Raw genomic sequence first — 24296 nt, 5'->3', positions numbered from 1 at the left:
CTGGGGTGAAATAACCTCTTCTCCCACGGCTCAACGCACAGATATGGCGTTTGAAAGAGCCAGAATCGACAGTTCAAAGATTTCGTGTCAAAGTTAGCGGCGTTTTTTTGTACAACTTTTGACCGAGATAGGAAAATGCCGATTAAGCTGAACAACCCTTTGATCCCCAGCCTGCTGGCTGTCGCTATCCTCGCGGGCTGTCAGGGCGATAAGGCCGCTCAGGCAGGAGCGAATGCCGACAAAGCTCAAAGTGCCGTTGCCGAAGCCCCTATAGCCGTTGATGCGGTGGCTGAGACCAAGCGCCTGACGGAGTGGCTGGATGCGCGCTATGAAGAGCAGCTGCAGTTCAGTCCCATGCAGCTATCCTATCTCGGCCGCAAGGAGCAGTACGACCAGATCGACGATATGAGCGAAGCTGCCGAGGCGCGCCAGCTGGCCTGGAAGGAAAAGGCCGTTGCGGAACTCAAGAAGAATTTTGACTACGAAAAGCTCAGCCAGGAGGGGAAAACTTCCTACGATATCTGGATCTACCAGTTCGAGCAGGCCAAAGCCGCCGAGCCCTTTAAGCGCCACGGTTATATTTTTGAACAGATGGGCGGCGTACAGTCCCAACTGCCAAACTTCCTGCTGAACTTCCACAAGGTGGACAATATTGAGGACATGCAGGCGTATATCGCCCGTATCGGCGGCATTTCCCGCGCTATCAACCAGTTACGTGAGCGCGCAGAACAGTCCTCTAAAGAGGGTATCCGTCCGCCGCGCTTCGCTTACGAGGGTGCGATAGAGCAGTCCAGCAAGCTGATCGACGGTGCCCCCTTCTCCGATGGTGAGGACGCCCCCCTGTGGGCCGGTGCCAAGGGCAAGATTGCTGAGTTGCTCGAAGCCGGTAAGATTGACCAGAAGCAGGCTGACAAGCTGACGGACAATGCTCGCAAGGCTTTGGAAAGTGAGTTCCTGCCCGCTTATGAAAATCTGATCGCCTGGTTGAAGAAAGATGTGCAGAAGGCTTCCGCGGAGCCCCAGGGTGCCAGCAGCCTGCCGAACGGTATGGCCTACTACAACCAGCGTCTGGCAAATACCACCACTACCAGCCTGACCGCCGATGAAATCCACAGTATTGGCCTCAAGGAAGTAGCGCGCATCCGCAGCGAGATGGAGACCATCAAGAAGCAGGTGGGCTTCGAGGGCAACCTGCAGGAATTCTTCACCTTTATCCGTGAAGATGGTCAGTTTTACTACCCTAATACCGACGAAGGCCGCCAGGGTTACCTGGATGACTCCACGGCTTTTCTCGACAATATCACCAAGAAACTGCCGGAATACTTCGGCTTGCTGCCTAAGGCCGAGCTGGTGGTTAAGCGGGTGGAATCCTTCCGCGAGCAGGATGGTGGTGCTCAGCACTATTACCCGGGCACTCCAGACGGCTCACGTCCGGGCATCTACTATGCGCACCTTTCCGATATGAGTGCTTACTCTACCACCGATATGGAGACGGTGGCATACCATGAGGGCAACCCCGGCCATCACATGCAGATCTCCATCGCCCAAGAGCTTGAGGGTATCCCACAGTTCCGCACCCAGGCGCACTTTACTGTATACGTAGAGGGCTGGGCGCTTTACTCAGAGAAGTTGGCCAAGGAAATGGGTGCTTTCGAGGACCCCTACAACCTGTTTGGCCACCTGACCGCTGAGATGTGGCGCGCTATCCGATTGGTAGTGGATACCGGTATGCACGCCAAGGGCTGGAGCGAAGAGCAAGCTGTAGAGTATTTCCTGGAAAACTCCGCAATACCCGAAACAGCTGTACGCTCTGAAGTGCGTCGCTATCTGGTATGGCCAGGCCAGGCTACCGCTTACAAAATTGGTATGTTGAAGATCCAGGAGTTGCGTAAGCAGGCTGAAGAGCAATTGGGCGATAAGTTCGATATCCGCGGTTTCCACGATACCGTTCTGAGTGGCGGCGCCTTACCGGTACCGGTTCTGGAAAGCCGTGTAGCTGCCTGGGTGGAGTCAGTTAAGCGCGCTTAATAGATACTGCTAGCAGCAAAAAAAGCCGGGCATAGCCCGGCTTTTTTGTGTGTTCTCATCTGATAATCGTTTACTAATGGAAGGGGGTAAACCTTAGTTTTCCTTCGTTTGGGGTTTGGGGAGTTTTTAATGGATACAAATATTTACAGCGCACCAGAGGCTGAATTACATACAGAGTCCACGGAGGAATTTGATTTCTACGTAGTGTCCAGCGCTAAATTTTGGGTGATGAACCTTGGCACTATGGGGCTGTATTCTGTCTACTGGTTTTATCGACAATGGAGGGAATACAAGCGCGCAAGTGGTGAAAGCTTATGGCCTGTTATGCGTGCGATTTTTTCAATATTTTTTACCCATTCACTTTTTATTAAAATACAGAGCCACTTAGAAGAGGCAAAAATAGAATATAAATGGCGCCCTAAACTGATGGCTGCGATTTATATAGTTCTTGCGATTCTGGGCTCAATTATCGATAGAATTTCGTATCTTTCTGATGAATTCTCTTTGATTGATATTTTTAGTCCGGCGTTATTGCCTCTGACGGTTTGGCCTCTCTTTGAGGGACAGAAGGCAGCAAATACTCTCAGTGGTGATATCTCGGGCAAAGTAAATGCAAAACTAACGCTGTTGAATTTTTTGTGGTTAGGAGTAGGGGCCTTATTGTGGGCCATAGTGGTTTTTGGAGCTTACATTGTCATTAGTGGCGAATAAAAGGAGTTTAGAGGTGAGAAGAATCGTTATTTTAGTGTGTGCCTTAGTAGTGCAGTTTTTTACCACTAATCTGTGGGCTGAAGTGACCTCAACTGAAATTACTGTGCGAGCCAAGGCCAAAGATGCCAAATTTATTGGCTCCTCAATCGGGGGGGCTATGGTGATTATCCGTGAGGCGGATACCGGAGAAATCCTGGCCAAGGGGCTTACCCAGGGCAGTACCGGTGATACCGGCAAGATCATGAAGACACCACGCGAACGTTATGCTCCTATCGCCGGGGGAGCTGCGCATTTTACTGCTGCGCTGGATATCAGTGAACCGGTATTTCTTACTGTAGAAGTGCTGGCCCCTTACATTAAGAAGCAGGCTCGTGTGGTAGCACAAACACAGACTTGGCTTGTGCCAGGCAAACCTATCAGCGGTGAAGGCTTGGTCGTGGAGATACCGGGTATGGTAGTGGACTTGCTCAGTCCACAGACTCACCTCTACACCGGCCTGGATAAGAGCCCATTCGAAATACGCGCTAATGTAGTGATGATGTGCGGCTGCTCCCTTACGGATGGTGGTCTGTGGGATGGTAGCAAGATAGAGGTTACTGCCCTGGTAAAGAGGGATGGTCGGAAATTCGCTACGGTTCCGCTGAAAATCCAGGACACCATGAATACCTTCAGTGCGCCTTTTCCCACCGATTTACCCGGCGCCTACGAAATATTGGTTTACGCCTATGATGCAAGGACCGGGAATACCGGTGTCGATAGGAGTAGTTTTATCGTGAAATAAAGCAATTGGTAGGGAGGCGCTACGAGTATGAAAGGCAGGGAGGAGAAATCTAAACAATCCCGTCGCGCACTGCTCGAAGAACACCGCCCCGAGCGAATTCACGCCCGTCTGGGTAAGGAGCCCAGGTCCCAGAGAGTGTCGGATTTTGTCCTCGGGGCTATCGATGGTTGTGTTACCACCTTTGCGATAGTTGCAGGCGCTTTTGGTGCTGGATTCACTGAGTCGGTGGTGTTGGTCATGGGCTTTGCCAATCTGATCGCTGATGGATTTAGTATGGCGGTTAGTAACTACGAGGCAGTGAGTGTAGAGCGGGATCAGGCAGCGGCGGCTGCCCGCACGGAACGCCAACATATTGATTTGGTGCCGGAGGGAGAGCGAGAGGAGATCCGCCAGATTTTTCAGCGCAAGGGCTTCCAAGGGCAGGTGTTGGATGAGGTTGTCGCAACTATCACTGCCAATCGCCAGCTGTGGATTGATACCATGTTGGCGGAAGAGTACGGCATTAGTCGCTCGGCACGAAGACCCCTTGGCTCTGCGATAGTGACCTTTCTGGCCTTTATTGGTGTGGGCGCAGTCCCGTTACTTCCCTATCTTATCCGTCCGCTGGAAACCTCTGAGCAGTTCTATAGCAGTGCCGCTTTGGCTGCTTGCACTTTTTTTGCCATAGGCCTTTGTAAGGGGCTGGTGTTCTCACAGCGGGTACTGGCAGCGGGCGTCAAGACACTGGTGTTTGGTGGGGGTGCGGCCCTGCTAGCCCTGGCAGTCGGTTTTTTCCTGCGAGATATCATCAGCTGAGAGGTATCGTTCTCAGGCGGCCACTACCCGGTTGCGGCCACTGTTCTTGGCTCGATACATGCGTTTATCGGCTTCAGCCAGTAATTGGTTGTGAGGGCTGCCAGTACTGCTGCCTTCAACCAGGCCGAAGCTGATAGAGACTTTCACTGACTGTACATAGCGACGGCTAAGGGCCTCTACCTTTCGCCGCAATTTTTCCGCCAATACGCTGCCACCACGTACGTCGGTATTGGGTAGCAGCAGCAGGAACTCCTCACCCCCCCAGCGTGCCACAATATCCTCTGTACGAGTATTGTCCCGAAGGATCTTGGCTACATCCTGTAAAATACGATCGCCAAAAGCATGTCCATGGGTATCGTTAATCGCTTTAAAGTTGTCCAGATCGCCAATCAGGATCACATACCGGTCACGCAACTCCTTGTTACGGCGCTCCATATCGTGGATAGCACGATAGGCCTCACGGCGATTGGCGAGGCCGGTTAGGGTATCGGTGGAGGCGTTTTTCTCCAGCTCTCCGGTTAATTTTTCCAGCAATTGTTGGGTGTGATGGCGACTGCTGTCGAGTAGTGCTGTCAGTGCCGTGAGAGCACCAAAAACGGCGATAAAGCGCGCGCGGTAGGCGGTATCATATTTGGCGGTAAGGCCTGGAAAATCTGGGTAGAAAAGGACAGTGGCTGTAACTATGCCAATGGCGATGAGTGCGGCGGTACCGGTCTTGTAACCGTATAGATTGATAAAGCCAGGTACCAGCATTACCGCCCACATCAAACCGGTATTATTTACTCCGCCGGATAACAGCAAATAAAAATAGAGTACTAACAACAGGATACCTACCAGGAGAGGCGTCTTCTCACTGGGCCCCATTACATTGATTGTCACATAGGAAAACAGGATTACTACTGCCGCTGCAGAGAGGGTGATGGCCTGAAGGATATCGGCTGCTGTCAGTGCAATGACTGCCATGGCTCCCGTTACTGCCATGGCAAATATCAGCATATAGGAAGATGCCATGATACGACGACGCAAATCTATACGTTCCAATTCCTCCACCGGTGAGACCAGTGCGGGATTATGTTGGTTATACCCTGGAATCATAATTATCTCGATTGCTCTTCAGGCTGAGGCTTTCTGCTGGCGATAAAGCGCCAGGTAGCGTCACTATATTCATCGGGGAGTGAAGCAGCGCTGAGTATAGGAGGATTCGTTCACCGACCAAAGTAGCAAGCTACAGTATCTGTAAACCAAACTTTAGAACTGAGAAACTGTGACACAAATTATTCTGACTTGGGGCGATATTCTGACATTGCGCGGGGATGCACTTGTGTGTCCTGCACATAAACATCTTATTTGCGGTCGAGGGCTCTCTGCCCAGGTTTTTGCTCTGGGAGGTAAAGATCTCGAGCTGCAGTGTAAAAAACAACCGGAATGTACAGTGGGGGAGGCGCGTATCACTGATGCTTTCCATATGCCGGTAGATTATTTGCTTCACACTGTTACTCCACAGTGGAGCAGTGGTGATCAATGGGGGGCTCAAGCGATTAAGCAGCTCCGCTACTGTTATGAAAGTGTATTGAGCTTGGCGGGGAAAAAAGGTTTAAAACATATTCTCTTTCCGGCATTGGGTGCCGGCACCAACCGCTTTCCCCATGCAATTGCCGCGCATGAAGCCCTGGAAGTTCTTAATGAATATTCCAGTCAGTTTGATCAACTTACTGTTTGCCTGCACTCTCCCGCTGCCCTCGGAGAGTGGAAACGGGTTGAGCGGCGTTTCTTCACCGTGTGAATTAATCAAACATTATTAATGTACGATGGTGCCAGTAAGCAGGTAGCTAGAGTATTCGCTGAAAACGATGAAAGAGGCCTCAGCACCTAAGTATACTTTTCATCGCTTTTATGGTTGTAAGTAAAGGTATTGAAATGTCGCCTGGGGAGGGCATATTTCTCTTACTGATAAAACGAATCTGGAATATGACAGTAGGAAAGCTCATCTACAGGGATTTTTCATTCACAGAGAAATTGTGAAAGGGATCTGTCAGTTTGAAAAATCGTCCAAAAAATTTTGTGCCTCCATATCCAGCCTGGGAACTGAATCTTCCGCCGACTTCCCGATATGTACAGTGCCAAGTTGCCTTACAGTTTGTTGGTGGCCATCGGGACGATTCACTATTTCAGCTATTGACTGAATCTCTGTCCAATACCCGAGACCTAATGCACTATGAGCGGGCAGGTCACATTGATGCTTGGGGTGCGTATAACGATATTGCGATTGCCTACTGGTCCTGTGAAGAGTCCATGATGACTTGGTTGAGGGAAGGTTTTACTGATTTGCAGGGGGTAGTTCGGGGCAAATCGGGGTCATGGTATGAGGCATTGACGGCTCCACGTACTCATTTCGAGGTTTCTGCCTCTACACCTGAAGCTGACTGGGGGATCTTTCGCCACTTTGATACTTGTGATCAGCATGATCATGCCTACTGGGGTGCGATGCGGGATCGAATAAGCGCTGCAGAAAATAGTGGGCTTCCAGGCCAATTACAAAGCTTACAGTTGCTACCTGCCGCAGAGCGATCGGACAAGGAAATATTCCTGCCCGGTAATTTATGTATGATTCGCACGGTACAGGGCTATTCTGCTGCCAGCCCTGAAGAACGGAATGCCTACCAAAAATCTCTGCGTCAGAAATATGAACAGGGAATAAACTACTTGAATAAACATCCGGTTCAGTCGCGTTGTCTCAGTGCTCGACTGTTAAGTGATGAGCAGCCGGCACCGGGTAGACCAGATACTGAAACAATTGCCTGGTTTGCCTCCTTAAAAGACCTTGAAAACTGGGTGCACCATCACTCCACTCATAAGGCTATCTACGCCTCCGCACAGCAATATGCGAATCGATTTTCTCCTGGAATGCAATTGCTGCTGAGCCACGAAGTAGCCGTAGTGCCTCCTGGTAAGGGGCGGGCCGCTTACACGGATTGTCATCCCGATACAGGGTTGCGACGTTTTTTAAGGTAATAAAATAATTGACGCTGAATTTAGTAGCTTGGGATAGAAGGTGACTGGGGTGTGCTCAATGTGATTTTTGGCTTAAGATTGATCCCTATAAAATCGATGATATAGCTCAAAAAGTGTATAAATACTTAAACCTCGGTGAATATCTTGATGAGGAAAACCGTTGCCTGCAAGAGTCGGTCGAAGAGCGCTCAGCGCTTATTGAGTTCGGTTGTGGCAATTGTCGTCATCTTAATATTTTGGAGGCCGTCTCGAGTTTTTATCTGGGAATAGATTTTGACCCTGGTCACATTAAAAGTGCATGGAATCTTAGCAAGAATAAAAATTCTCAGATTTTTACTTGCTGAATAATGAGTCCTATCTATCGGAGTGCAGATATTCAATTTAAGCTCTAAAATTTTTTATTATTGGAATTTACTAATGAGCTTGCCTTTGTAAAAAATATGATAGAAATGAGTGACGAGAATATATGTCTAGACTTAAATTGGGTATGCAAAGTAAATACTACTTGCTGATATGTGAAACAAATTAAGGTAAGTATGTGATGTTTAGATCCTTCAGGTACAAAGGCATGGAGATTAGGTATTACGCTGCAAAACAGTGAATATCTGATATACCGTAGTTGGAGAGCTGTGGTAACGAAAGCTTTCATGGGTGGCTTACTTGGAGTTTTTGTCTATATGAGGTACATCCATTGCCTGCACCGCTGGAGAAAGACTGGGCCCCCAGTCCGTAGAAGACATGGGGATCTGTGAAGTAGATGGTGCCTTCTTCGTCATTCTAGGCAAAGGCGTATTGCACATGGGCCAGTTTGGAGAAATCCACATTGTCGTGGGTGAAGGAGGAATCGGCCCAATACTCCCAGTTGGCCCAATAGGCCGAAATACGTTTGATCTCCTGAGCATTGATATTGACGGTTAAAGCGAGTGCCGTGGCAAGCGTTACTACTTTTTTAAGCATTGCGACATCCCTCCAATATCCCTATTCGTTCCTGAGACTGCAGAGAAGAAAACATGACAATGACCTCCCAAGAGCCTTGGTGATGATGAAACCAAGTATTTTAGAAGTGAACTTTATAGTTGAGAAAATTGGAAAAAATTGGGGGATAAAAGTTCCGAATAAAGCTAGGGAAAGCGCTGAAATTAGATAATTTTTCTCGATAATTTGTGCAAGGAAAGTGAAGAAACAAAAAAGTAAACTACTTATTTCAAGATAAAATCAGTTTCTACGACATTGAGGGCAATATGGTGAGCTCTTAAAATGATTCAAGAATTAATTTTTATGATGTGAGCAAAAAAATAACAATAGTATTGATTGGGGTTATGCACAAGGGCAATTTTCCAGGTAAAAATTTAAGTGCTGGTGAAAAATAAATGGCAATAAACACTGCCTATCCGAATAAAGAATTTTTTCGAGGTTGCTTAAATTTCCAGCGCAAGGCTTGTCTTCAAGAGTAAAAATAAAAAGGGCCCTATCAGGGCCCTTTTTACGCTGAAGAGAATACCTGTTATTTCTTCGCACGCTTGCGCATATTTTCCTGAAGGATTTTTTTGCGTATGCGGATATGGTTGGGGGTTACCTCAACTAGCTCATCCTCTTCGATAAACTCCAGCGCCTGCTCCAGAGTGTGGCGAATGGGCGGAGTCAGGGTCAGGGCTTCATCGGTGCCGGCAGCGCGGATATTGGTGAGCTGCTTGCCTTTGGTGGGGTTGACCACCAGATCGTTGCCGCGAGAGTGGATACCGATAACCTGGCCTTCGTAAATATCTTCGCCGTGGCCGAGGAACAGGCGTCCGCGATCCTGCAGGGCAAACAGGGCGTAGGCCAGCGTCTTGCCATTGACCATGGAGACCAGTACGCCGTTGATGCGCTTGGCCACTTCACCCTGTTTTACCGGGCCGTAGTGGTCGAAAATGCTGGTCATGATGCCCGAGCCGCTGGTCAGGGTCAGGAACTGGTTGCGGAAACCGATCATGCCGCGAGAAGGTACAATAAAGGTCAGGCGCACACGTCCTTTGCCGTCCGGCTCCATATTGGTGAGCTCAGCCTTGCGCAGTCCCAGCTCTTCCATAATCGGACCCTGGTGTTGGTCTTCAACGTCGATCACCACTTCTTCGTAGGGCTCATGGATTTCACCGTCTACTTCTTTCTGAACCACTTCCGGGCGGGAGACTCCCAGCTCGAAGCCTTCACGGCGCATAGTTTCGATCAGCACTGACAGGTGCAATTCACCGCGGCCGGATACGCGGAATTTGTCCGGGGAATCGCCTTGTTCCACGCGCAGGGCTACATTGTGGATCAGTTCCTGGTCCAGGCGTTCCTTGATATTGCGTGAGGTGACGAACTTGCCGTCCTGGCCGGCAAAGGGAGAGTCATTCACCTGGAAGGTCATACTCACGGTGGGTTCATCCACGCTCAGGGCGGGTAGGGCTTCCGGGGTTTCCGGGTCGCACAGGGTATCGGAGATATTCAGTTCGCCCACACCGGTGATACATACGATGTCGCCAGCACTGGCCTGCTCAACCTCTGTGCGCTCCAGGCCCAGGTAGCCCATAACCTGTAGAACCTTGGCTTTGCGGGAGTTGCCGTCGCGGTCCAGTACCAGTATCTGTTGGTTGGGGGTCAGAGTGCCGCGGGTAATGCGGCCTACGCCGATAACGCCCACGTAGCTGGAATAATCCAGGGCCGAAATCTGCATCTGGAAGGCGCCTTTGGGGTCTACCCTGGGCGGCTCTACCTTGTCCACAATCATCTGGAACAGCGGCGTCATATCGTCGGCCAGGTCGGTATCGTCGAGGCCGGCAATACCGTTGAGGGCGGAGGCGTAGACAACCGGGAAGTCCAGCTGCTCATCGGTGGCGCCAAGGCTGTCGAACAGGTCGAATACCTGGTCCATCACCCAGTCGGGGCGCGCGCCAGGGCGGTCAATTTTGTTGATGACGACAATAGGGTTCAGACCCTGCTCGAACGCTTTCTGGGTTACGAAGCGTGTCTGTGGCATTGGGCCGTCCACTGCATCAACCAGCAGTAGTACCGAGTCCACCATAGAGAGTACACGCTCTACCTCACCACCAAAGTCGGCGTGTCCTGGGGTATCGACGATGTTGATGCGGTAGTCATTCCACCGGATGGCGGTGTTCTTGGCGAGGATAGTAATACCGCGTTCTTTTTCCTGGTCGTTGGAATCCATAACCCGCTCGGCGCCTTCATCGCGACGGTCGAGAGTGCCAGATTGGGACAGCAGCTTGTCCACCAGGGTGGTTTTGCCGTGGTCTACGTGGGCGATAATCGCAATATTGCGCAGATTCTCTATCACTGGGGGCCTCTGGGCGTTAAATCTTGGTAAATCGGGGCGGGGGCCTGCGGGGTTTCTACAGCAGCATTCCGGCCAAAGGCGGCGATTATAGGGGGGGCGCATGACAATTGGGAGTGATTTTGAGTAAAAAATCACCGCCCACTGTGGAAGTGTCGGCTTGAGGGGCTAAGAGGGGAGCGCGGATAGCGGGGCTGTCCGCGCTCGGGAATTATTTCTTGATGCTTTCCGGCCTGTGGGGGATCTGTGGGCGCAACACGCCCACGTTGCGGTATCCCTCATCCATCAGGTGGGAGGCGTGCAAGCGGCTCATGACACCACGGGCGCAGTAAAGCAGGTATTCGCGCTCCTGGTCCAGTTGAGCGAAGCCGTTATTCAGACGGTAGAAGGGGATAGTTTGTACTTCACAGCCCTCCAGTTCCAGCGGGTCCATTTCCTCTTCATCCGGGTGGCGAATATCGATTACCACCGCATTACCGGGCTCTTCGCGAATCTCAACTTCAGGTGCCTGTCCGTCTACTTCTTCAATCACTTCATCGATATTTTGAATAGAGCGATTGCTGATAGCACGATCAAGGACGGTAAAATCAAAGCGGTTCTCTTCGGATTCCACTTTCTCGATTTTTGCGCGTGTGGTGGGTTTTACTGAAATCACACCGCAGTATTCGGGCATATTCGCGGCAAATTCCTCTGTGCCGATCTCCCGAGAGGTGCGGATAATGTCGGTTTTATCGGAGGTGATCAGTGGGCGCAGCACCAGGGTATCGGTGACGCTATCGATTACTGCGAGGTTTTTCAGGGTCTGGCTGGATACCTGGGCAATAGCTTCACCAGTCACCACCGCGTCCACCTCCAGTTCCTTGGCGATTACACTGGCAGCGCGCAGCATCATGCGTTTGAGGATTACACCCATATGGGAATCGTCGACGCGTTCGAGGATTTCCGCTACCACCTCGTCGAATGGCACAGTGACAAAGCGCACCCGGTGGGATGCGCCATATTTATTCCACAGGTAATAGGCTACTTCCTTAACGCCCAGCTCGTGCTGGCGTCCGCCGAGGTTGAAGAACAGGAAGTGGGTGCGGATACCACGCTTCATGGTCAGGTAGCTGGCCACGGTGGAATCGAAGCCACCGGATACCAATGAAAGGACTGGGTCCTGGGTTCCCAGGGGGAAGCCGCCGAGACCGGGGTGCTGTTCCTCAATCACATTGAGCTTGTCGTGGCGAATTTCCAATTTCACCGTGATATCGGGGTTCTTCAGCTTCACTCCAGCCGCTTCGGTATTTTTGTTGAGGCCACCGCCCACATACTGCTCAACATCCAGGGACTGGAAATCGTGCTTGCCGGTGCGTTTTACCCGCACACAAAAAGTCTTACCCTTCAGGGCCGGGCCCCATACAGAGAAAGTCTTTTCATACATATCGTGCAGATCGCCCAGTGGAAACTGGCGTACACGGGAGAAGTTAGCGATACCGGGGGTGTGGGAAAGAACTTCCTCAATTCGGTCGCCCAGGTGTGCTACAGCGTCCGGGGCGATCACATCGATCTTTTCCCAGTCCTTGCGCACCTGGATACGGTCGTCCAGCTGACGCAGCAGGCGCTGTAGGTTGTCCTTGAGCTGGCGCGACATACGTTTGCGCACAGGGTTGCTCTTAATGGTGATCTCGGGGAAAAACTTGACGACAAAGTGCATGGGAATCCGTCGGGTACCGCATGTTGATAGAAGGTGCGGCATTATAAACTAGCCGGAGGCAACTTGGTTGTGCACCGTTACCGGGCGATACTGGGGTAAAGTTGCGTCATTATGGTGCGCTTTTCTGTGGCCGCTCGGCCACAATGCATTTATCCTGCCCCAGTCGGCCCAAAGCTGTCGACCGCACCGGCGCCAACCGCCGCAGCGATGCAGTTGCCCTAATTTGGCACACTCCTTGCTTTATTTCACGCCAGGTAAAGAGTGAATGCCGGCAGCAAAGGCATAGCGACCAATTACTTTTCAAGACCTGGAGGACAGCAATGTCAGCGAAAACGCTCGGTTTGATTAATGAGAGTGAAGCAAAATGGGTGGACCTGCGCTTCACCGATACCAAGGGTAAAGAGCAACACGTTTCCATCCCTGTATCGGAAATTGACGGAGAGTTCTTCGAAGAAGGCAAGATGTTTGATGGTTCCTCCATCGCCGGCTGGAAGGGCATTAATGAATCCGACATGATCCTGATGCCGGATGACGAGACGGCTTTCCTCGATCCCTTCACCGATGAGAGCACCGTTATTATTCGCTGTAATATCGTAGACCCGGTCACCGGTCAGGGCTACGAGCGCGATCCGCGCTCCATCGCAATGCGCGCCGAGGAATACCTGAAGTCCACAGGTCTGGGTGACACCGCGCTATTTGGCCCAGAGCCCGAGTTCTTCGTATTTGACGATATCACTTGGGGTGCCGAAATGGGCGGCGCCTTTTACAAAATCAATTCCGAAGAAGCGGCTTGGTCCTCCGGTCATAACTTCAGTGAGGGCAATATCGGCCACCGTCCTGGTGTGAAGGGCGGCTATTTCCCCGTTCCTCCGGTTGATTCCCTTCACGATGTGCGTGCCGCAATGTGTTCCGCTATGGAGCAAATGGGGCTACAGGTGGAAGTACATCACCACGAGGTAGGCACTGCCGGTCAGTGTGAGATTGGTGTTGCAGCCAACACTCTGACCAAGAAAGCGGATGAGGTTCAGATTCTTAAGTATGCCGTACATAATGTAGCGCACGCCTACGGCAAGACCGCAACCTTTATGCCCAAGCCCCTTGTTGGCGATAATGGCTCCGGTATGCATGTGCACCAGTCCTTCACCAAGGATGGCGTAAACCAGTTTGCCGGCGATGCTTACGCGGGTCTGTCTGAGGCTGCTCTCTACTACATCGGTGGTATTGTGAAGCACGCACGCGCCCTGAACGCGATTTGTAACGCGTCTACTAACTCCTATAAGCGTCTGGTACCGGGCTTTGAGGCGCCGGTTATCCTGGCCTACTCTGCGCGCAACCGCTCCGCTTCCATCCGTATTCCTTACGTAACATCGCCTAAAGGCAAGCGTATCGAGACGCGCTTCCCGGATCCGACTGCCAACCCTTACCTGGCGTTTGCTGCCTTGCTGATGGCAGGTCTAGATGGTATCAAGAACAAGATTCATCCCGGAGATGCCGCCGATAAGGATCTGTACGATCTGCCCCCGGAAGAGCTGGCCGAGTACCCCACCGTAGCTGCCAGTTTGGAAGGAGCGTTGGACGCCCTGGATAAGGATCGTGACTTCCTGACCGAGGGTGGTGTTTTCACCAATGATGCAATCGACGCTTACATTGAATTGAAGCGCGAAGAAGTAGAGCGCCTGAACATGACTACTCACCCGGTTGAGTTTGACATGTACTACTCCGTGTAATAGCGAACGGCATCACACTGGTGCCGCCGAGTTGTTCGCGAAAAGCCCGCGCCGTCCTGGTGCGGGCTTTTTTATTGCGGGTAAACTGTCTATTGGGGAGGTTGATTCTACCGACTGCGAATCTGGTACTTTGAGAAGCAGTTGCCCCATTCAATTGAGGCCCCGACTGGGGCAAGAGAAAAGGAGCGTCCGCGTCGCGGTCGATCACGTTATGGGATTTTTGAGATCGTTTCAGGCACTTTTCCTTGTCGCCCCCCTGATGGCTTTTGCCGGTACCGATGGTGGCAGCAGCTCCGGTGCTATCTACAAGACTGTCGGCCCCGACGGGCGCGTGACTTTCAGTGATACTCCACCAGCCAGTGGTGAGGCGCAAAAGGTAGAGCTGGCCCCAATCAATGTCCAGCCTATCACCCTGCCTCGCCCTCTGCCTTCACGCAAGCTATCCCCTAAAGATGATGTAGAGGATGACGGCAGCAAAGAGAGCTACGCAGGGCCGATGTCAATCCAGATTGTGAGCCCCCTGGATGGCGCAACTATCCCCCCGGGACAGCGTTTTATTCCGCTACAAGTGGATGTGCAACCGTCATATCCAAAGGGTGCCAGCTTTTATGCGGTGGTGGATGGTCAACCCTGGCGCGGCAATTCAACCGGCTCCAGCTTGGATATCTCAGCGCTGGAGCGCGGTAGTCACAGTGTGCAGGCGGTACTTATCGATGCCAGTGGGCGCATTCTGGCTCAATCAAAAGTCATTACTGTTTATGTGCAGCGCCCCAGCGTTGCCCAATTGGATAGCTCTATCCTTCGGGCACCTCAGTCAACCAAAGTGTCACTTGGGCCCAGTTTGGCCCAGTCTCAGCCCTGATTGGTTTGTATTACCGCTATCGTCAAGGGCGTTAGCGGGTCTCCGCTAACAATTCACAGCCCGCCTTTCCCTCCCCAGGCTGATTAAATTTTGACCTTCGCACCATTGTGGTGCATTCTCCTGGCTGAGCTGTGCAGCTCCAATGCTCTTGGGGGTGATTAGGCAAATCCTATCGATTGCGCACTGTAAATGCCCATCAGAAGCAACCAATGTGGGCCTGAATAGCCCTGTGCGCCATTTTGGTTTGCTTTTTGCACTGGCTAGATACAAGGGCTTATCGCGCCGGGTGCTAACCCTACCCCGGCCGCCGCAGAGAACCGGAAACCACTGAATGCTCAATGATCGCCAGCTGCGCCAGCTGTTAGACAGTCTCACTTCAGCCGTTATGGTGCTGGATGACACGTTATCACTCTGTTACTTGAACAATGCGGCCGAGGATTTGCTGGCGGCATCCAGTGCAAGGGTCAGCGGATTGCCGTTGGAAGAGGTCGTGCGAGAATCTGCAGCTGCGCAAAAAGCCATGCGTGATGCGCTGGTCAGTTGTGAAAAATATACGGTGCGCCGCGCTCGTTGGCGTCTGCACAACCTGGATACGCGCACTGTGGATTACTCGGTGAGTCCTGTGCCAGAGCTAGGTGTTTTACTGCTTGAGGTGCAACCTATGGACCGCCTGCTGCGCATTGCACGTGAAGATGCATTGCTCAGTACCCAGGAAACTGCGCGTAACCTGGTGCGGGGCATGGCACATGAAGTGAAGAACCCCCTCGGCGGTATCCGCGGTGCGGCACAACTGCTTCAGAGAGAGTTACCAGATGCCTCTCTGGAAGAGTACACACAGATCATCATTGAGGAGGTGGACCGCCTGCGCAATTTGGTGGACCGCTTGTTGGGACCGCGTCAGCCGGTGAAACTGGCGGAGACCAATGTCCATGAAATCCTGGAGCGAGTGGCACAGCTTCTAGAGGTGGAATGTGATGGTGAACTGAGTATCCGCAGGGATTACGACCCCTCTATCCCGGATGTACCAGCGGATCGCGAACAGTTGATCCAGGCACTGCTGAACATCGCCCGCAATGCGATGCAATCGATAAATGAGAGTATCGGTCTCGCCAGTGGGGAGATGGTATTGCGCACACGGGTCCAGCGCCAATTCACAATTGGTCGTCGCAATTGTCCACTGGTATGCCGTATCGAAATTGAAGATAACGGTCCCGGTATTCCCGAGGAGATCCGTGAGCGGATCTTCTTCCCGATGATATCAGGGCGCGCGGAGGGCTCCGGCTTAGGGCTATCCATATCACAGAACATTATCAGTCAGCATCGCGGCCTAATTAAGTGTGACAGCCGTCCCGGTCGCACGGTATTCCAGATCTATTTGCCGTTGACTATCGAATTAGCCAATACAGGAACCTAGAGAATGAGTAATCGCGTTTGGATAATTGACGACGACAGATCTATCCGCTGGGTGCTGGAGCGGGCGCTTTCTCGGGAGGGGATAGAAACCCAATGCTACGAGAGTGGCGACCGTGCCCTGGATGATTTTTACAGCGATTCACCGGACGTGGTGATTAGCGATATTCGTATGCCGGGCTCCGATGGATTCAAGTTGCTTCAGCGCTTCCAGGCGGAACGTCCAAACATGCCGATAATTATTATGACTGCTCACTCGGATCTGGATAGTGCTGTCGCCGCCTATCAGGGCGGTGCCTTTGAATATCTGCCTAAGCCTTTTGATATTGATGAGGCTGTAGCGGTTACACGCCGTGCCCTGGTGCACGCCAGTGAGCAGGCGCAGGAAGAGCGCATTGAACAGGATAATGGCACCGAGAATAAAGAAATCATTGGTGAAGCGCCGGCGATGCAGGAAGTTTTCCGTGCGATCGGCAGGCTCTCTCACTCAAATATCACTGTATTAATCAATGGTGAGTCTGGCACTGGTAAGGAACTGGTGGCTCAGGCGTTGCACAATCACAGTCCACGAAGGGAAAAACCCTTTATCGCCCTGAATATGGCCGCGATTCCGAAAGACTTGATGGAGTCTGAATTGTTTGGGCATGAGAAAGGCGCTTTTACCGGGGCCAGCTCCCAGCGTGCCGGGCGTTTTGAGCAGGCCAATGGCGGTACCCTTTTCCTGGATGAAATTGGTGATATGCCGGCAGAAACCCAGACGCGGCTTCTGCGAGTATTGGCGGATGGGGAGTTTTATCGGGTTGGCGGACACACTCCGGTAAAAGTGGATGTGCGGATTATTGCCGCGACCCATCAAAACCTTGAGGAGCTGGTACTGCAGCATAAATTCCGCGAAGACCTATTTCATCGCTTGAATGTAATCCGCATTCATATTCCAAGGTTGGCCGATCGCCGTGAAGATATCCCAAGGCTGGTGCGTCACTTCTTCAATGCTGCCGCAAAAGACCTTGGGGTGGAACCAAAAATCCTGACTAAGGAAACAGAGGGTTACCTGTCAGGTTTGGATTGGCCTGGAAATGTACGGCAGCTCGAAAATACTTGTCGCTGGATTACTGTTATGGCCTCTGGCCGTGAAGTACATATCGAAGACTTGCCCCAGGAACTGCACCAACAAGGGCAGGAGAGCGAAACCCCACTGGACTGGCAAAAAGCCCTACGTATTTGGGCTGATCAAGCCCTGTCATCCGGGCGGCGCGAAATACTCAGTGAGGCAGTTCCCGCATTTGAGCGTGCCCTGATCGAGATTGCTTTAAAGCATACGGCCGGGCGCAAGCGTGATGCCGCAGATTTACTTGGTTGGGGACGAAATACCCTGACAAGAAAATTAAAAGAGCTGGAGATTAGCGGCAATTAAGAACTATTTTTGTGCCTCCGGCTATTTCTGACAAAGATGAAATAAGAATTTTCATGTTAATACTCAATGAATGATAAAGGCAAAACCTCCTTTGGCTTTTACACTTGCATTTATTAATGCAGTTCAAATATGAATGTAGTGGCTGGAGATGGAGTTCTATGAACGCTGAAGAGCTTAGAGTTGTTGATAATGTGCCGTTTCTTTTTTGGGTGAAAGATCAAGATGAAAAATATATTTGGGGTAATCGCAAAATTTGCGAGTTGGCCGGTGAGGATGTAGTGGGAAAAACCGACGCTCAACTAACTTGGGCGGAAAATGCTCAAGCTCTGCGAGAGGCGGATAAGCGCGTCTTTGCTTCCGGTGAGCCGGATTATTTACTAGAGCACGTAATTAAATCCAGTCGAGGTGAGGCTACGTTAAGTGTTTGCAAGTGGCTTGGGGATTTTGAGGGGGAGAAGTGCTGCTTTGGCATTTCTTTCGTAATAGAATGATGTCATAAATTAAGTTGATTCGGATAAATCTGGCCCTGAGTGCTTCGGGCCAGATTTATTAATATTTTTAGGGCTCACTCTTTTCTATGCCTAGTTTGGCCAGGTTTCTGGCAATATCCTCTGCACTGGTGGCAGGGTTAACGTCTTTATCAATTTTCAGGACTTTCCCATCCTTACCGATATAGACAGTAATACGCCGGGCAATATTGATCATTGGAACTAGCACGCCGTAAGCCTTGGCGACTTCACCTGAAGGATCGCTCAGGAGAGGGAAGTCGGCTTCATTGTGCTTAGCGAAGCGTGTATTTTCATCAATATCATCGGTGCTTGCCATAAAGTAGGCAGCATTGAACTTGCGAATCTTGTGTCCATTTTTTGCCAGTGATTTGCACTCTATCGTGCAGCCCTTGGTAAAGGCACGTGGATACCAGGCGATTACTACTGCATTTCTATTTTTGTGTTCAGCGAGTCTGTGTGTATTGCCGTCTGATCCTTGAAGAGAGAAGTCCGGTGCTCTGTCACCAACCTCAAGGGCCATCAATGGCAGGCTGATCAGCGTAGTTAAAACCAGGGTAATCCAGTATTTCATAGTATGTTCGCTCTCGGATATGTTGCGCCTATGCTACCGCTGCCATATGGTACAAACTAGTAGGTTCATTATAAATACGCCACTTCTTTAGCCCTGCAGAGAGCTTGGAAAAACTGGCCAGTGATACCCCGCTGGGCCAGACTTTCCTCAGTCTGTGGGGACTCTTATGCACTCGGGTAATATTTTCTATTTGCTGCCATTGCCCCTGATATATCTGATTACAGTGGCACTGGTTCTCTGCGCTTTGGCGTTAGGGGTATTCTGGGGGCATAGGCGCCAGAGAAGAGAGAGTGTTGCAGGTGAGTCGTCGATTGGCAGTGCTGTTGCGGCAACGCTTGGTTTGGTGGCATTTGTTTTAGCGTTTACCTTCAATATGACCGCGGACCGCTTTAATGAGCGCAAGGCTCTGTTATTGCAGGAGGTTAATACTATCCTGGCGGCCTACCTGAATGCGGACTTTCTTGAGAAAATGAAACGTGAGCGCGCCCGTGGATTGCTTGCGGAATATGTGGATCTGCGTGATTTTGATCCCTCTACACCGGTAAGCTCTGCTGATATCAAACGCAGTGAGGAAATTCAGCGGCAGCTGTGGCAACTGGTACAGAGCCATATTGCCCAGGGTTACAATGCGGATTACCTGCGCCAATTTTCCGATCCGGTAAACACCCTGATGGACTTGCATCGCGCAAGGGTGGTGGTGGGCCTGCAGTATCGTATTCCCGCCCCCCTGTGGCTGGCGCTGTACTTTATGACAATACTGGCCATGCTGGCGATTGGTTACCAGCTGGGGATCAGCCGCGGTGGTTCGGTGCAGGTTGTACTGGCACTGGCTCTCACCTTTGCCACGGTGATTTTGCTGATCGCCGATTTAGACAGGGCCAACCAGGGAGTGTTACTGGTTGACCAGGCGCCGATGAGTGATCTCAACCAGCGCCTGAAAGCGCTACGTCAAAGGGAGTCTCAGGCTCCCTCAGAGCGTTAAAGAGTCCAGGTGAGTTTTACTCGCTATCAGGTCTGGGTGGCATCAGCATATCTTCCGGGTGCACAAACTCCCGCATAAAAATTTCCCAAAAGGCGATGAACAGCGCGGCGAGTAGCGGGCCTATGGCAAAGCCGCTGACACCAAACATAAACAGGCCGCCCACAGTGGAAAACAGCACCAGATAGTCTGGCAGCTTGGTATCCCGCCCAACTAAAATCGGGCGCAGTATGTTGTCTACCAGGCTGATCACAGTAAATCCGTAGGCGAGCAATATAGTGGCTTTAATGGGTTCCCCTACCCCGTATAGGTAAATGGATGCGGGGAACCAGATCAATGCTGCACCTACTGCTGGTAGCAGTGATAACAGTGTCATCAGGACCCCCCACAAAAGCGGTGCAGGTAGGTCAAGGACCCAGAAAATAATACCGCCCAGGGTGCCTTGGGTAATGGCGACCACCAGGTTGCCCTTGATGGTTGCACGGGTGACCTCGGCAAACTTGGCCAGAAGCAGGTGCTCGCGCTCATCGCCGAGGGGAAGCGCGTGTATTATCAGGTTAACTAGCCGCTCACCATCGCGGATTAAAAAGAAGGTGAGATAGAGCATCAGACCCAGCATGACAAAAAAGTTAACAGTGTTTTGGCCCACCTCGATAGCATTTCTGGCGACAAAGCTGCCCGCATTCATTACTCCGCCGAGTAGGCGCTGCTTGGCCTCCTCAATGTCCACTCCTATGCTCTCAAGCATATCGTTGACCCGAGGGAAGGCGCTGCGCACCTGTTCCAGAGATTTGGAAATATCAATCTCACCGTTTTGTACTTTGTGATAAAGCGTTACCGCCTCATTGATAAAAGAAGTGGCCACCACCAGTACCGGTATCACCAGCAGCACAATACACATGAACAGGGTCAGCAGCGCCATGGAATTGGGCGAGTTTGGAAAACGCTGCATCAGAAGGCGGTATACCGGGTAAAAGATCAGGGCGATGGCACAAGCCCAGAAAATCGGTGTGAAAAAAGGTTTTACAAGTAGCAGGAAGGCTACTGAAACCAATAGAAGTGAAAGGATAAACGAGCGCCTTTCCAATTTTTCCTGCACGGGAACTTCCTCTGCTTCTGCAAAAGCCCTGTGGTATCGGGCGCCTTATTTGCGCTCTATCTAAGCAGAAGCAAGAGGGATTTACCAGCGCCTGTAACCGCAGGTGTCCACATGAAAGCGAATACCTTTATAGATGCCCAGGCCCATGTTCCACTGTTGGCCGTTGTACTTATGGATATTCTTCAGTACTGGTACCAGTTGCTCGCGAGAGAACTTTTTCTGCGGAACTATATCCAGTCCACAAAAGTGCAGGTGCTTGCTGCCCCTGGAGCCGCCGGCCTTACTGTTATAGCTGGTGGTGCGCCAACCGGAGACTACGGTGACGGGGCCGATAATTGGAACGATTTCACGCTGCACTGCCCGCAGGGTGTATACCATGGTTCCCCAGTTTCCTACCGGGGGAATGGCAAATGGCGGTTCATCCAGATCCTGCCAATCGCTGCCTTGGCGCAACAATTCAAACGGGGGCACAACCTGGTCTACCTGATTAATGCGCAGGAAATTTTTCAGCTTGGAAAACAGGATATTGTTGTCTTCCTGTTTAAGAAAGCGGCTGAAGAGCCGCTCAGATGCCGCTGGATACCCCTGAATATCATAAATATCCGGGATTTCTGGTAATGGTAGTAAATCGATGGGGCTGATTAAACGCTCGCCGAGCTCCCGTGTTTTCTCTGAAGTAAAAAGTAATACGGTAATAATGGCTGCGATGAGAATGGCAGCAAGCAGCAGTAATCGGCGACGCGGGCTATTGGTTTCGGTAGCTTTGTTGTCTTGAATATCCATGGGCATCTCCGCCAATTACCAGATGCGATAGCCGCAGGTGTCGATATGGAAGCGCACTCCATCGCTGAGGCCGAGGCCGAAATTGCTCTCCGGGCCGAGGCGCGCGTGAAGGGCGCGCAATTCCTCCACTAGCTCCCGGTGACTGATATTCGATTTGGGGATCAGGTCCAGGGCACAAAAGTCTCGATGATGGGCCTTGTCACTGTGTTCCAGCTTGCGGTTATAAGCGTCACTGTGAAATCCTGCGACTACATCTACAGAGCCAATTAGAGGAATGATCTGATCCCGCAGTAGTGTCAAAGTCTTGACTATGTTGTGCCACTCGCTTTGGGGTGGGATAGCAAAAGGAGGTTCTCTCAATTCTATCCATCCGCCGCCCTGGCGTAGCAAGCTACTTACCGGGACAACATTTGCTATACCCCGGCTCGCCAGGTAGCGACTGAGAGCCTGTACCCGTTCCCGGTTGTCGCCGTAGCGCAGGAATCCATCAAAATTATCTGCGCTGGCAACACGATGGCCCCTTATCTCCACATAGGGCTTATCCAGGGACTTTTGGTAGAGAAAAAGCCACAGTATCAGCAATATTGAAGCCAGCAGTAGTGTCAGGAATACAACCACCACCCGGTTAACCCTGCGACCGGGCGGCCGGTATGGGTACAGTATGTTGAAACGTATCAAAAATTTGTCAGCGGACATGAGCTGAGACTTCTGCTCCTGGAGCTGTACTGCGGAGCGGGGCTTCGATCCGCAGGCGCCCAAATCGTCGGCGTTTGTTTAAACACTATAGCCGCAAAATTCGGCGGGGCAGTTGAGTAGGGTGGGCTGAACTGTGCATAAAAAAGCCCCGAGGCCTTGCGGCCTTGGGGCTTTTTAGACTCCTCAGCGATTTGATATCGTTGTGGAGTGTTCTGGGAAGTGGAACTTAGGCCTTGGGACCGGCGTTCTTCACTTCATCGTTCACATTGAATTTCTCAATGTTTTCGGCAAATAGTTTGGCCAGCTTGCCGGCCTGGTCGTCGTAGGCTGCCTTGTCATCCCAGGCTTCGCGTGGGTTCAGGTAGGCTTTGTCTACACCCGGTACTTCCAAAGGAATGTCCAGGTTCAGGGTTTCCAGGTGCTCGGTGGCGGTGCCTTGTAGCGCGCCGTTCTGGATAGCGGCAACTACTGCGCGGGTTACTGGGATCGGGAAACGTTTGCCATTATTGCCTGAACCACCAGTCCAGCCAGTATTGACCAGGTAAACCTTGGAGCCGAAGTCCTCGATGCGCTTCATCAGCAGGTCGGCGTACTCGCGAGGAGCGCGCGGCATAAAAGGTGCGCCGAAGCAGGTGGAGAAGGTCGGGTGAATACCGGCTTCTGCACCTAGCTCGGTAGAGCCCACGCGCGCGGTGTAACCAGATAGGAAGTGGTATGCCGCAGCCTCTTTGGAGAGGATGGATACCGGGGGCAATACACCGGATACGTCACAGGTGAGGAAGATTACATTTTTCGGCTCTCCGGCGCGGTTCTCCAGCTGGCGCATTTCCACGTGTTCCAGTGGGTAGGAGCAGCGGCCATTTTCGGTGAGGCTGGTGTCGCAGTAGTCAGCAGTGCCGTGTTCGTTGGTTACCACGTTCTCAACGATGGCCCCGAAACGAATGGCATCCCAGATTACCGGCTCATTCTTCTGGCTCAGGTCGATGGTTTTCGCGTAGCAACCACCTTCCATATTGAATACTGCACCCTTGGTCCAGCCGTGCTCATCGTCGCCAATCAGGTAGCGTTCCGGGTCCGCGGATAGGGTGGTCTTACCGGTGCCGGACAGGCCAAAGAACAGACAGGTGTCGCCGTCTTCACCAACGTTAGCAGCGCAGTGCATGGGCATTACGTCTTTTTCCGGCAGGAGGAAGTTCTGAACGGAGAACATTGCCTTCTTCATTTCACCGGCGTAGCGCATGCCAGCCAGCAGAACTTTGCGCTGGCCAAAGTTGATAATTACACAGCCCTCGGAGTTGGTGCCGTCGCGCTCGGGCTCACACACGAAGTTTGGTGCGTGCAGGATGCGCCATTCTTCCTTGCCCTTGGGGTTGTACTTCTCAGCGCGGATAAACATGTTGCGGCCGAACAGGTTGTGCCACGCGGTCTGGGTGGTTACGACAACCGGCAGGTAGTGATCTTCGTCCTGGCCAACATGGAGCTGTTGCACGAAGCTGTCACCACCGGAGACAAATGCCTCTACACGGTCCCACAGGGCATCGAATTTATCCTGCGGAAAGGGGCGGTTCACATTGCCCCAGGCGATGCTGTCGGCGGTGGAGGGCTCTTCCACAACGAAGCGGTCCGCTGGGGAACGGCCGGTACGGGCGCCGGTTTCAGTGACCAGCGCGCCTGTGTCAGATAATTTGCCTTCGCCGCGCGTAAGAGCCTGCTCTACCAATTGTGCTGGTGATAGGTTCTTGAAAACCAGCGCGGTGTCGTCGATCTGTGCCATTCGTCGATTACCCGTGAATGTTGGATAGTAAAAATATTAGGGCTGCCCAAGTATTAGGCAGCCAGGCAAAATTTGGGGGGCGCATTATGGCAAAATTCAAAATAAGCGGATAGCAAAGACGGTCATTTTTTGCGCTTTG

General features: G+C 51.8%; 21 protein-coding genes. 12 read left to right on the top strand and 9 right to left on the bottom strand.

What is annotated here, in order from left to right; genetic code table 11:
* Positions 1 to 135 precede the first annotated feature (135 nt).
* The 4 genes from ACJJI7_RS05660 to ACJJI7_RS05645 all read left to right on the top strand — a co-directional run bounded on the left by ACJJI7_RS05660 (position 136) and on the right by ACJJI7_RS05645 (position 4315).
* A complete protein-coding gene (locus ACJJI7_RS05660) occupies positions 136 to 2028 on the top strand; it encodes a DUF885 domain-containing protein (protein WP_282952161.1) in 1893 nt (630 codons plus the stop codon).
* Positions 2029 to 2157: 129 nt separating this feature from the next.
* Positions 2158 to 2739 (top strand): hypothetical protein, encoded by a 582-nt coding sequence (locus ACJJI7_RS05655; protein ID WP_282952162.1) that lies wholly within the window; start codon positions 2158 to 2160, stop codon positions 2737 to 2739.
* A gap of 13 nt (positions 2740 to 2752) precedes the next feature.
* Entirely contained in the window at positions 2753 to 3520 is a 768-nt protein-coding gene (locus ACJJI7_RS05650; protein ID WP_282952163.1) for a hypothetical protein, read from the top strand.
* 27 nt (positions 3521 to 3547) lie between these two features.
* Complete coding sequence (locus tag ACJJI7_RS05645; RefSeq protein WP_353375476.1) at positions 3548 to 4315, top strand: VIT1/CCC1 transporter family protein; 768 nt, start codon at positions 3548 to 3550, stop codon at positions 4313 to 4315.
* A gap of 12 nt (positions 4316 to 4327) precedes the next feature.
* Here ACJJI7_RS05645 and ACJJI7_RS05640 read toward each other — a convergent pair whose 3' ends face one another.
* Complete coding sequence (locus ACJJI7_RS05640) at positions 4328 to 5410, bottom strand: GGDEF domain-containing protein (RefSeq protein WP_020414114.1); 1083 nt, start codon at positions 5408 to 5410, stop codon at positions 4328 to 4330.
* A gap of 169 nt (positions 5411 to 5579) precedes the next feature.
* Between ACJJI7_RS05640 and ACJJI7_RS05635 the strand changes: the two genes are divergently transcribed.
* Both ACJJI7_RS05635 and ACJJI7_RS05630 read left to right on the top strand, forming a co-directional pair.
* Positions 5580 to 6098: a macro domain-containing protein gene (locus tag ACJJI7_RS05635; protein WP_282952166.1), complete on the top strand. Its 519-nt coding sequence runs from the start codon at positions 5580 to 5582 to the stop codon at positions 6096 to 6098.
* Positions 6099 to 6352: 254 nt separating this feature from the next.
* Positions 6353 to 7327 carry a phenylacetaldoxime dehydratase family protein gene (locus tag ACJJI7_RS05630; protein WP_020414117.1) on the top strand — a complete coding sequence of 325 codons (975 nt, stop codon included), beginning with the start codon at positions 6353 to 6355 and terminating at the stop codon, positions 7325 to 7327.
* A 777-nt stretch (positions 7328 to 8104) separates the two neighbouring features.
* Here ACJJI7_RS05630 and ACJJI7_RS05625 read toward each other — a convergent pair.
* The 3 genes from ACJJI7_RS05625 to thiI form a co-directional block, all read right to left on the bottom strand.
* Positions 8105 to 8284 carry a hypothetical protein gene (locus ACJJI7_RS05625; protein WP_282952167.1) on the bottom strand — a complete coding sequence of 60 codons (180 nt, stop codon included), beginning with the start codon at positions 8282 to 8284 and terminating at the stop codon, positions 8105 to 8107.
* 547 nt (positions 8285 to 8831) lie between these two features.
* A complete protein-coding gene (gene typA / locus ACJJI7_RS05620; RefSeq protein ID WP_020414119.1) occupies positions 8832 to 10640 on the bottom strand; it encodes a translational GTPase TypA in 1809 nt (602 codons plus the stop codon).
* 208 nt (positions 10641 to 10848) lie between these two features.
* Positions 10849 to 12333, bottom strand: a complete 1485-nt coding sequence (gene thiI, locus ACJJI7_RS05615) for a tRNA uracil 4-sulfurtransferase ThiI (RefSeq protein ID WP_282952168.1) — start codon at positions 12331 to 12333, stop codon at positions 10849 to 10851.
* A 320-nt stretch (positions 12334 to 12653) separates the two neighbouring features.
* Between thiI and glnA the strand changes: the two genes are divergently transcribed.
* The 5 genes from glnA (at position 12654) to ACJJI7_RS05590 (ending at position 18237) form a co-directional block, all read left to right on the top strand.
* Positions 12654 to 14060, top strand: coding sequence for a glutamate--ammonia ligase (gene glnA / locus ACJJI7_RS05610; RefSeq protein ID WP_020414121.1), 1407 nt, complete (start codon positions 12654 to 12656; stop codon positions 14058 to 14060).
* Between the two features lie 211 nt (positions 14061 to 14271).
* A complete protein-coding gene (locus ACJJI7_RS05605) occupies positions 14272 to 14922 on the top strand; it encodes a DUF4124 domain-containing protein (RefSeq protein WP_020414122.1) in 651 nt (216 codons plus the stop codon).
* A gap of 331 nt (positions 14923 to 15253) precedes the next feature.
* Positions 15254 to 16336, top strand: coding sequence for a nitrogen regulation protein NR(II) (glnL, locus tag ACJJI7_RS05600; RefSeq protein ID WP_282952169.1), 1083 nt, complete (start codon positions 15254 to 15256; stop codon positions 16334 to 16336).
* 3 nt (positions 16337 to 16339) lie between these two features.
* Complete coding sequence (gene ntrC, locus ACJJI7_RS05595; protein WP_020414124.1) at positions 16340 to 17746, top strand: nitrogen regulation protein NR(I); 1407 nt, start codon at positions 16340 to 16342, stop codon at positions 17744 to 17746.
* Between the two features lie 158 nt (positions 17747 to 17904).
* On the top strand, positions 17905 to 18237 hold the full coding sequence (locus tag ACJJI7_RS05590; RefSeq protein ID WP_020414125.1) for a PAS domain-containing protein: 333 nt from the start codon (positions 17905 to 17907) through the stop codon (positions 18235 to 18237).
* 67 nt (positions 18238 to 18304) lie between these two features.
* Here ACJJI7_RS05590 and ACJJI7_RS05585 read toward each other — a convergent pair whose 3' ends face one another.
* Positions 18305 to 18826 carry a peroxiredoxin gene (locus ACJJI7_RS05585; protein WP_020414126.1) on the bottom strand — a complete coding sequence of 174 codons (522 nt, stop codon included), beginning with the start codon at positions 18824 to 18826 and terminating at the stop codon, positions 18305 to 18307.
* Positions 18827 to 18992: 166 nt separating this feature from the next.
* Between ACJJI7_RS05585 and ACJJI7_RS05580 the strand changes: the two genes are divergently transcribed.
* Complete coding sequence (locus ACJJI7_RS05580) at positions 18993 to 19808, top strand: bestrophin-like domain (RefSeq protein WP_444902475.1); 816 nt, start codon at positions 18993 to 18995, stop codon at positions 19806 to 19808.
* 16 nt (positions 19809 to 19824) lie between these two features.
* Here the strand turns inward: ACJJI7_RS05580 and ACJJI7_RS05575 are convergent, their stop codons facing one another.
* The 4 genes from ACJJI7_RS05575 to ACJJI7_RS05560 all read right to left on the bottom strand — a co-directional run bounded on the left by ACJJI7_RS05575 (position 19825) and on the right by ACJJI7_RS05560 (position 24157).
* On the bottom strand, positions 19825 to 20904 hold the full coding sequence (locus tag ACJJI7_RS05575; protein WP_020414128.1) for an AI-2E family transporter: 1080 nt from the start codon (positions 20902 to 20904) through the stop codon (positions 19825 to 19827).
* A gap of 81 nt (positions 20905 to 20985) precedes the next feature.
* Positions 20986 to 21687: a D-Ala-D-Ala carboxypeptidase family metallohydrolase gene (locus ACJJI7_RS05570; protein WP_282952172.1), complete on the bottom strand. Its 702-nt coding sequence runs from the start codon at positions 21685 to 21687 to the stop codon at positions 20986 to 20988.
* A gap of 15 nt (positions 21688 to 21702) precedes the next feature.
* A complete protein-coding gene (locus tag ACJJI7_RS05565) occupies positions 21703 to 22383 on the bottom strand; it encodes a hypothetical protein (protein WP_282952173.1) in 681 nt (226 codons plus the stop codon).
* 226 nt (positions 22384 to 22609) lie between these two features.
* The gene (locus ACJJI7_RS05560; RefSeq protein ID WP_020414131.1) at positions 22610 to 24157 is read right to left on the bottom strand and encodes a phosphoenolpyruvate carboxykinase; all 1548 of its coding nucleotides are present in this window, start codon (positions 24155 to 24157) and stop codon (positions 22610 to 22612) included.
* Positions 24158 to 24296 lie beyond the last annotated feature (139 nt).

This window comes from Microbulbifer variabilis, assembly GCF_056232115.1.
The sequence above is the reverse complement of the archived record's forward strand: the minus strand, read 5'-3'. Positions and strand labels throughout refer to the sequence as shown.

Excerpts from the sequence above, each read along its gene's own strand:
- ACJJI7_RS05660 (WP_282952161.1), top strand. The coding sequence starts at position 136 with ATGCCGATTAAGCTGAACAACCCTTTGATCCCCAGCCTGCTGGCTGTC.
- ACJJI7_RS05655 (WP_282952162.1), top strand. The coding sequence starts at position 2,158 with ATGGATACAAATATTTACAGCGCACCAGAGGCTGAATTACATACAGAG.
- ACJJI7_RS05645 (WP_353375476.1), top strand. The coding sequence starts at position 3,548 with ATGAAAGGCAGGGAGGAGAAATCTAAACAATCCCGTCGCGCACTGCTC.
- ACJJI7_RS05640 (WP_020414114.1), bottom strand. The coding sequence starts at position 5,410 with ATGATTCCAGGGTATAACCAACATAATCCCGCACTGGTCTCACCGGTG.
- ACJJI7_RS05625 (WP_282952167.1), bottom strand. The coding sequence starts at position 8,284 with ATGCTTAAAAAAGTAGTAACGCTTGCCACGGCACTCGCTTTAACCGTC.
- thiI (WP_282952168.1), bottom strand. The coding sequence starts at position 12,333 with ATGCACTTTGTCGTCAAGTTTTTCCCCGAGATCACCATTAAGAGCAAC.
- glnA (WP_020414121.1), top strand. The coding sequence starts at position 12,654 with ATGTCAGCGAAAACGCTCGGTTTGATTAATGAGAGTGAAGCAAAATGG.
- ACJJI7_RS05605 (WP_020414122.1), top strand. The coding sequence starts at position 14,272 with ATGGGATTTTTGAGATCGTTTCAGGCACTTTTCCTTGTCGCCCCCCTG.
- glnL (WP_282952169.1), top strand. The coding sequence starts at position 15,254 with ATGCTCAATGATCGCCAGCTGCGCCAGCTGTTAGACAGTCTCACTTCA.
- ntrC (WP_020414124.1), top strand. The coding sequence starts at position 16,340 with ATGAGTAATCGCGTTTGGATAATTGACGACGACAGATCTATCCGCTGG.
- ACJJI7_RS05590 (WP_020414125.1), top strand. The coding sequence starts at position 17,905 with ATGAACGCTGAAGAGCTTAGAGTTGTTGATAATGTGCCGTTTCTTTTT.
- ACJJI7_RS05585 (WP_020414126.1), bottom strand. The coding sequence starts at position 18,826 with ATGAAATACTGGATTACCCTGGTTTTAACTACGCTGATCAGCCTGCCA.
- ACJJI7_RS05580 (WP_444902475.1), top strand. The coding sequence starts at position 18,993 with ATGCACTCGGGTAATATTTTCTATTTGCTGCCATTGCCCCTGATATAT.
- ACJJI7_RS05570 (WP_282952172.1), bottom strand. The coding sequence starts at position 21,687 with ATGGATATTCAAGACAACAAAGCTACCGAAACCAATAGCCCGCGTCGC.
- ACJJI7_RS05565 (WP_282952173.1), bottom strand. The coding sequence starts at position 22,383 with ATGTCCGCTGACAAATTTTTGATACGTTTCAACATACTGTACCCATAC.
- ACJJI7_RS05560 (WP_020414131.1), bottom strand. The coding sequence starts at position 24,157 with ATGGCACAGATCGACGACACCGCGCTGGTTTTCAAGAACCTATCACCA.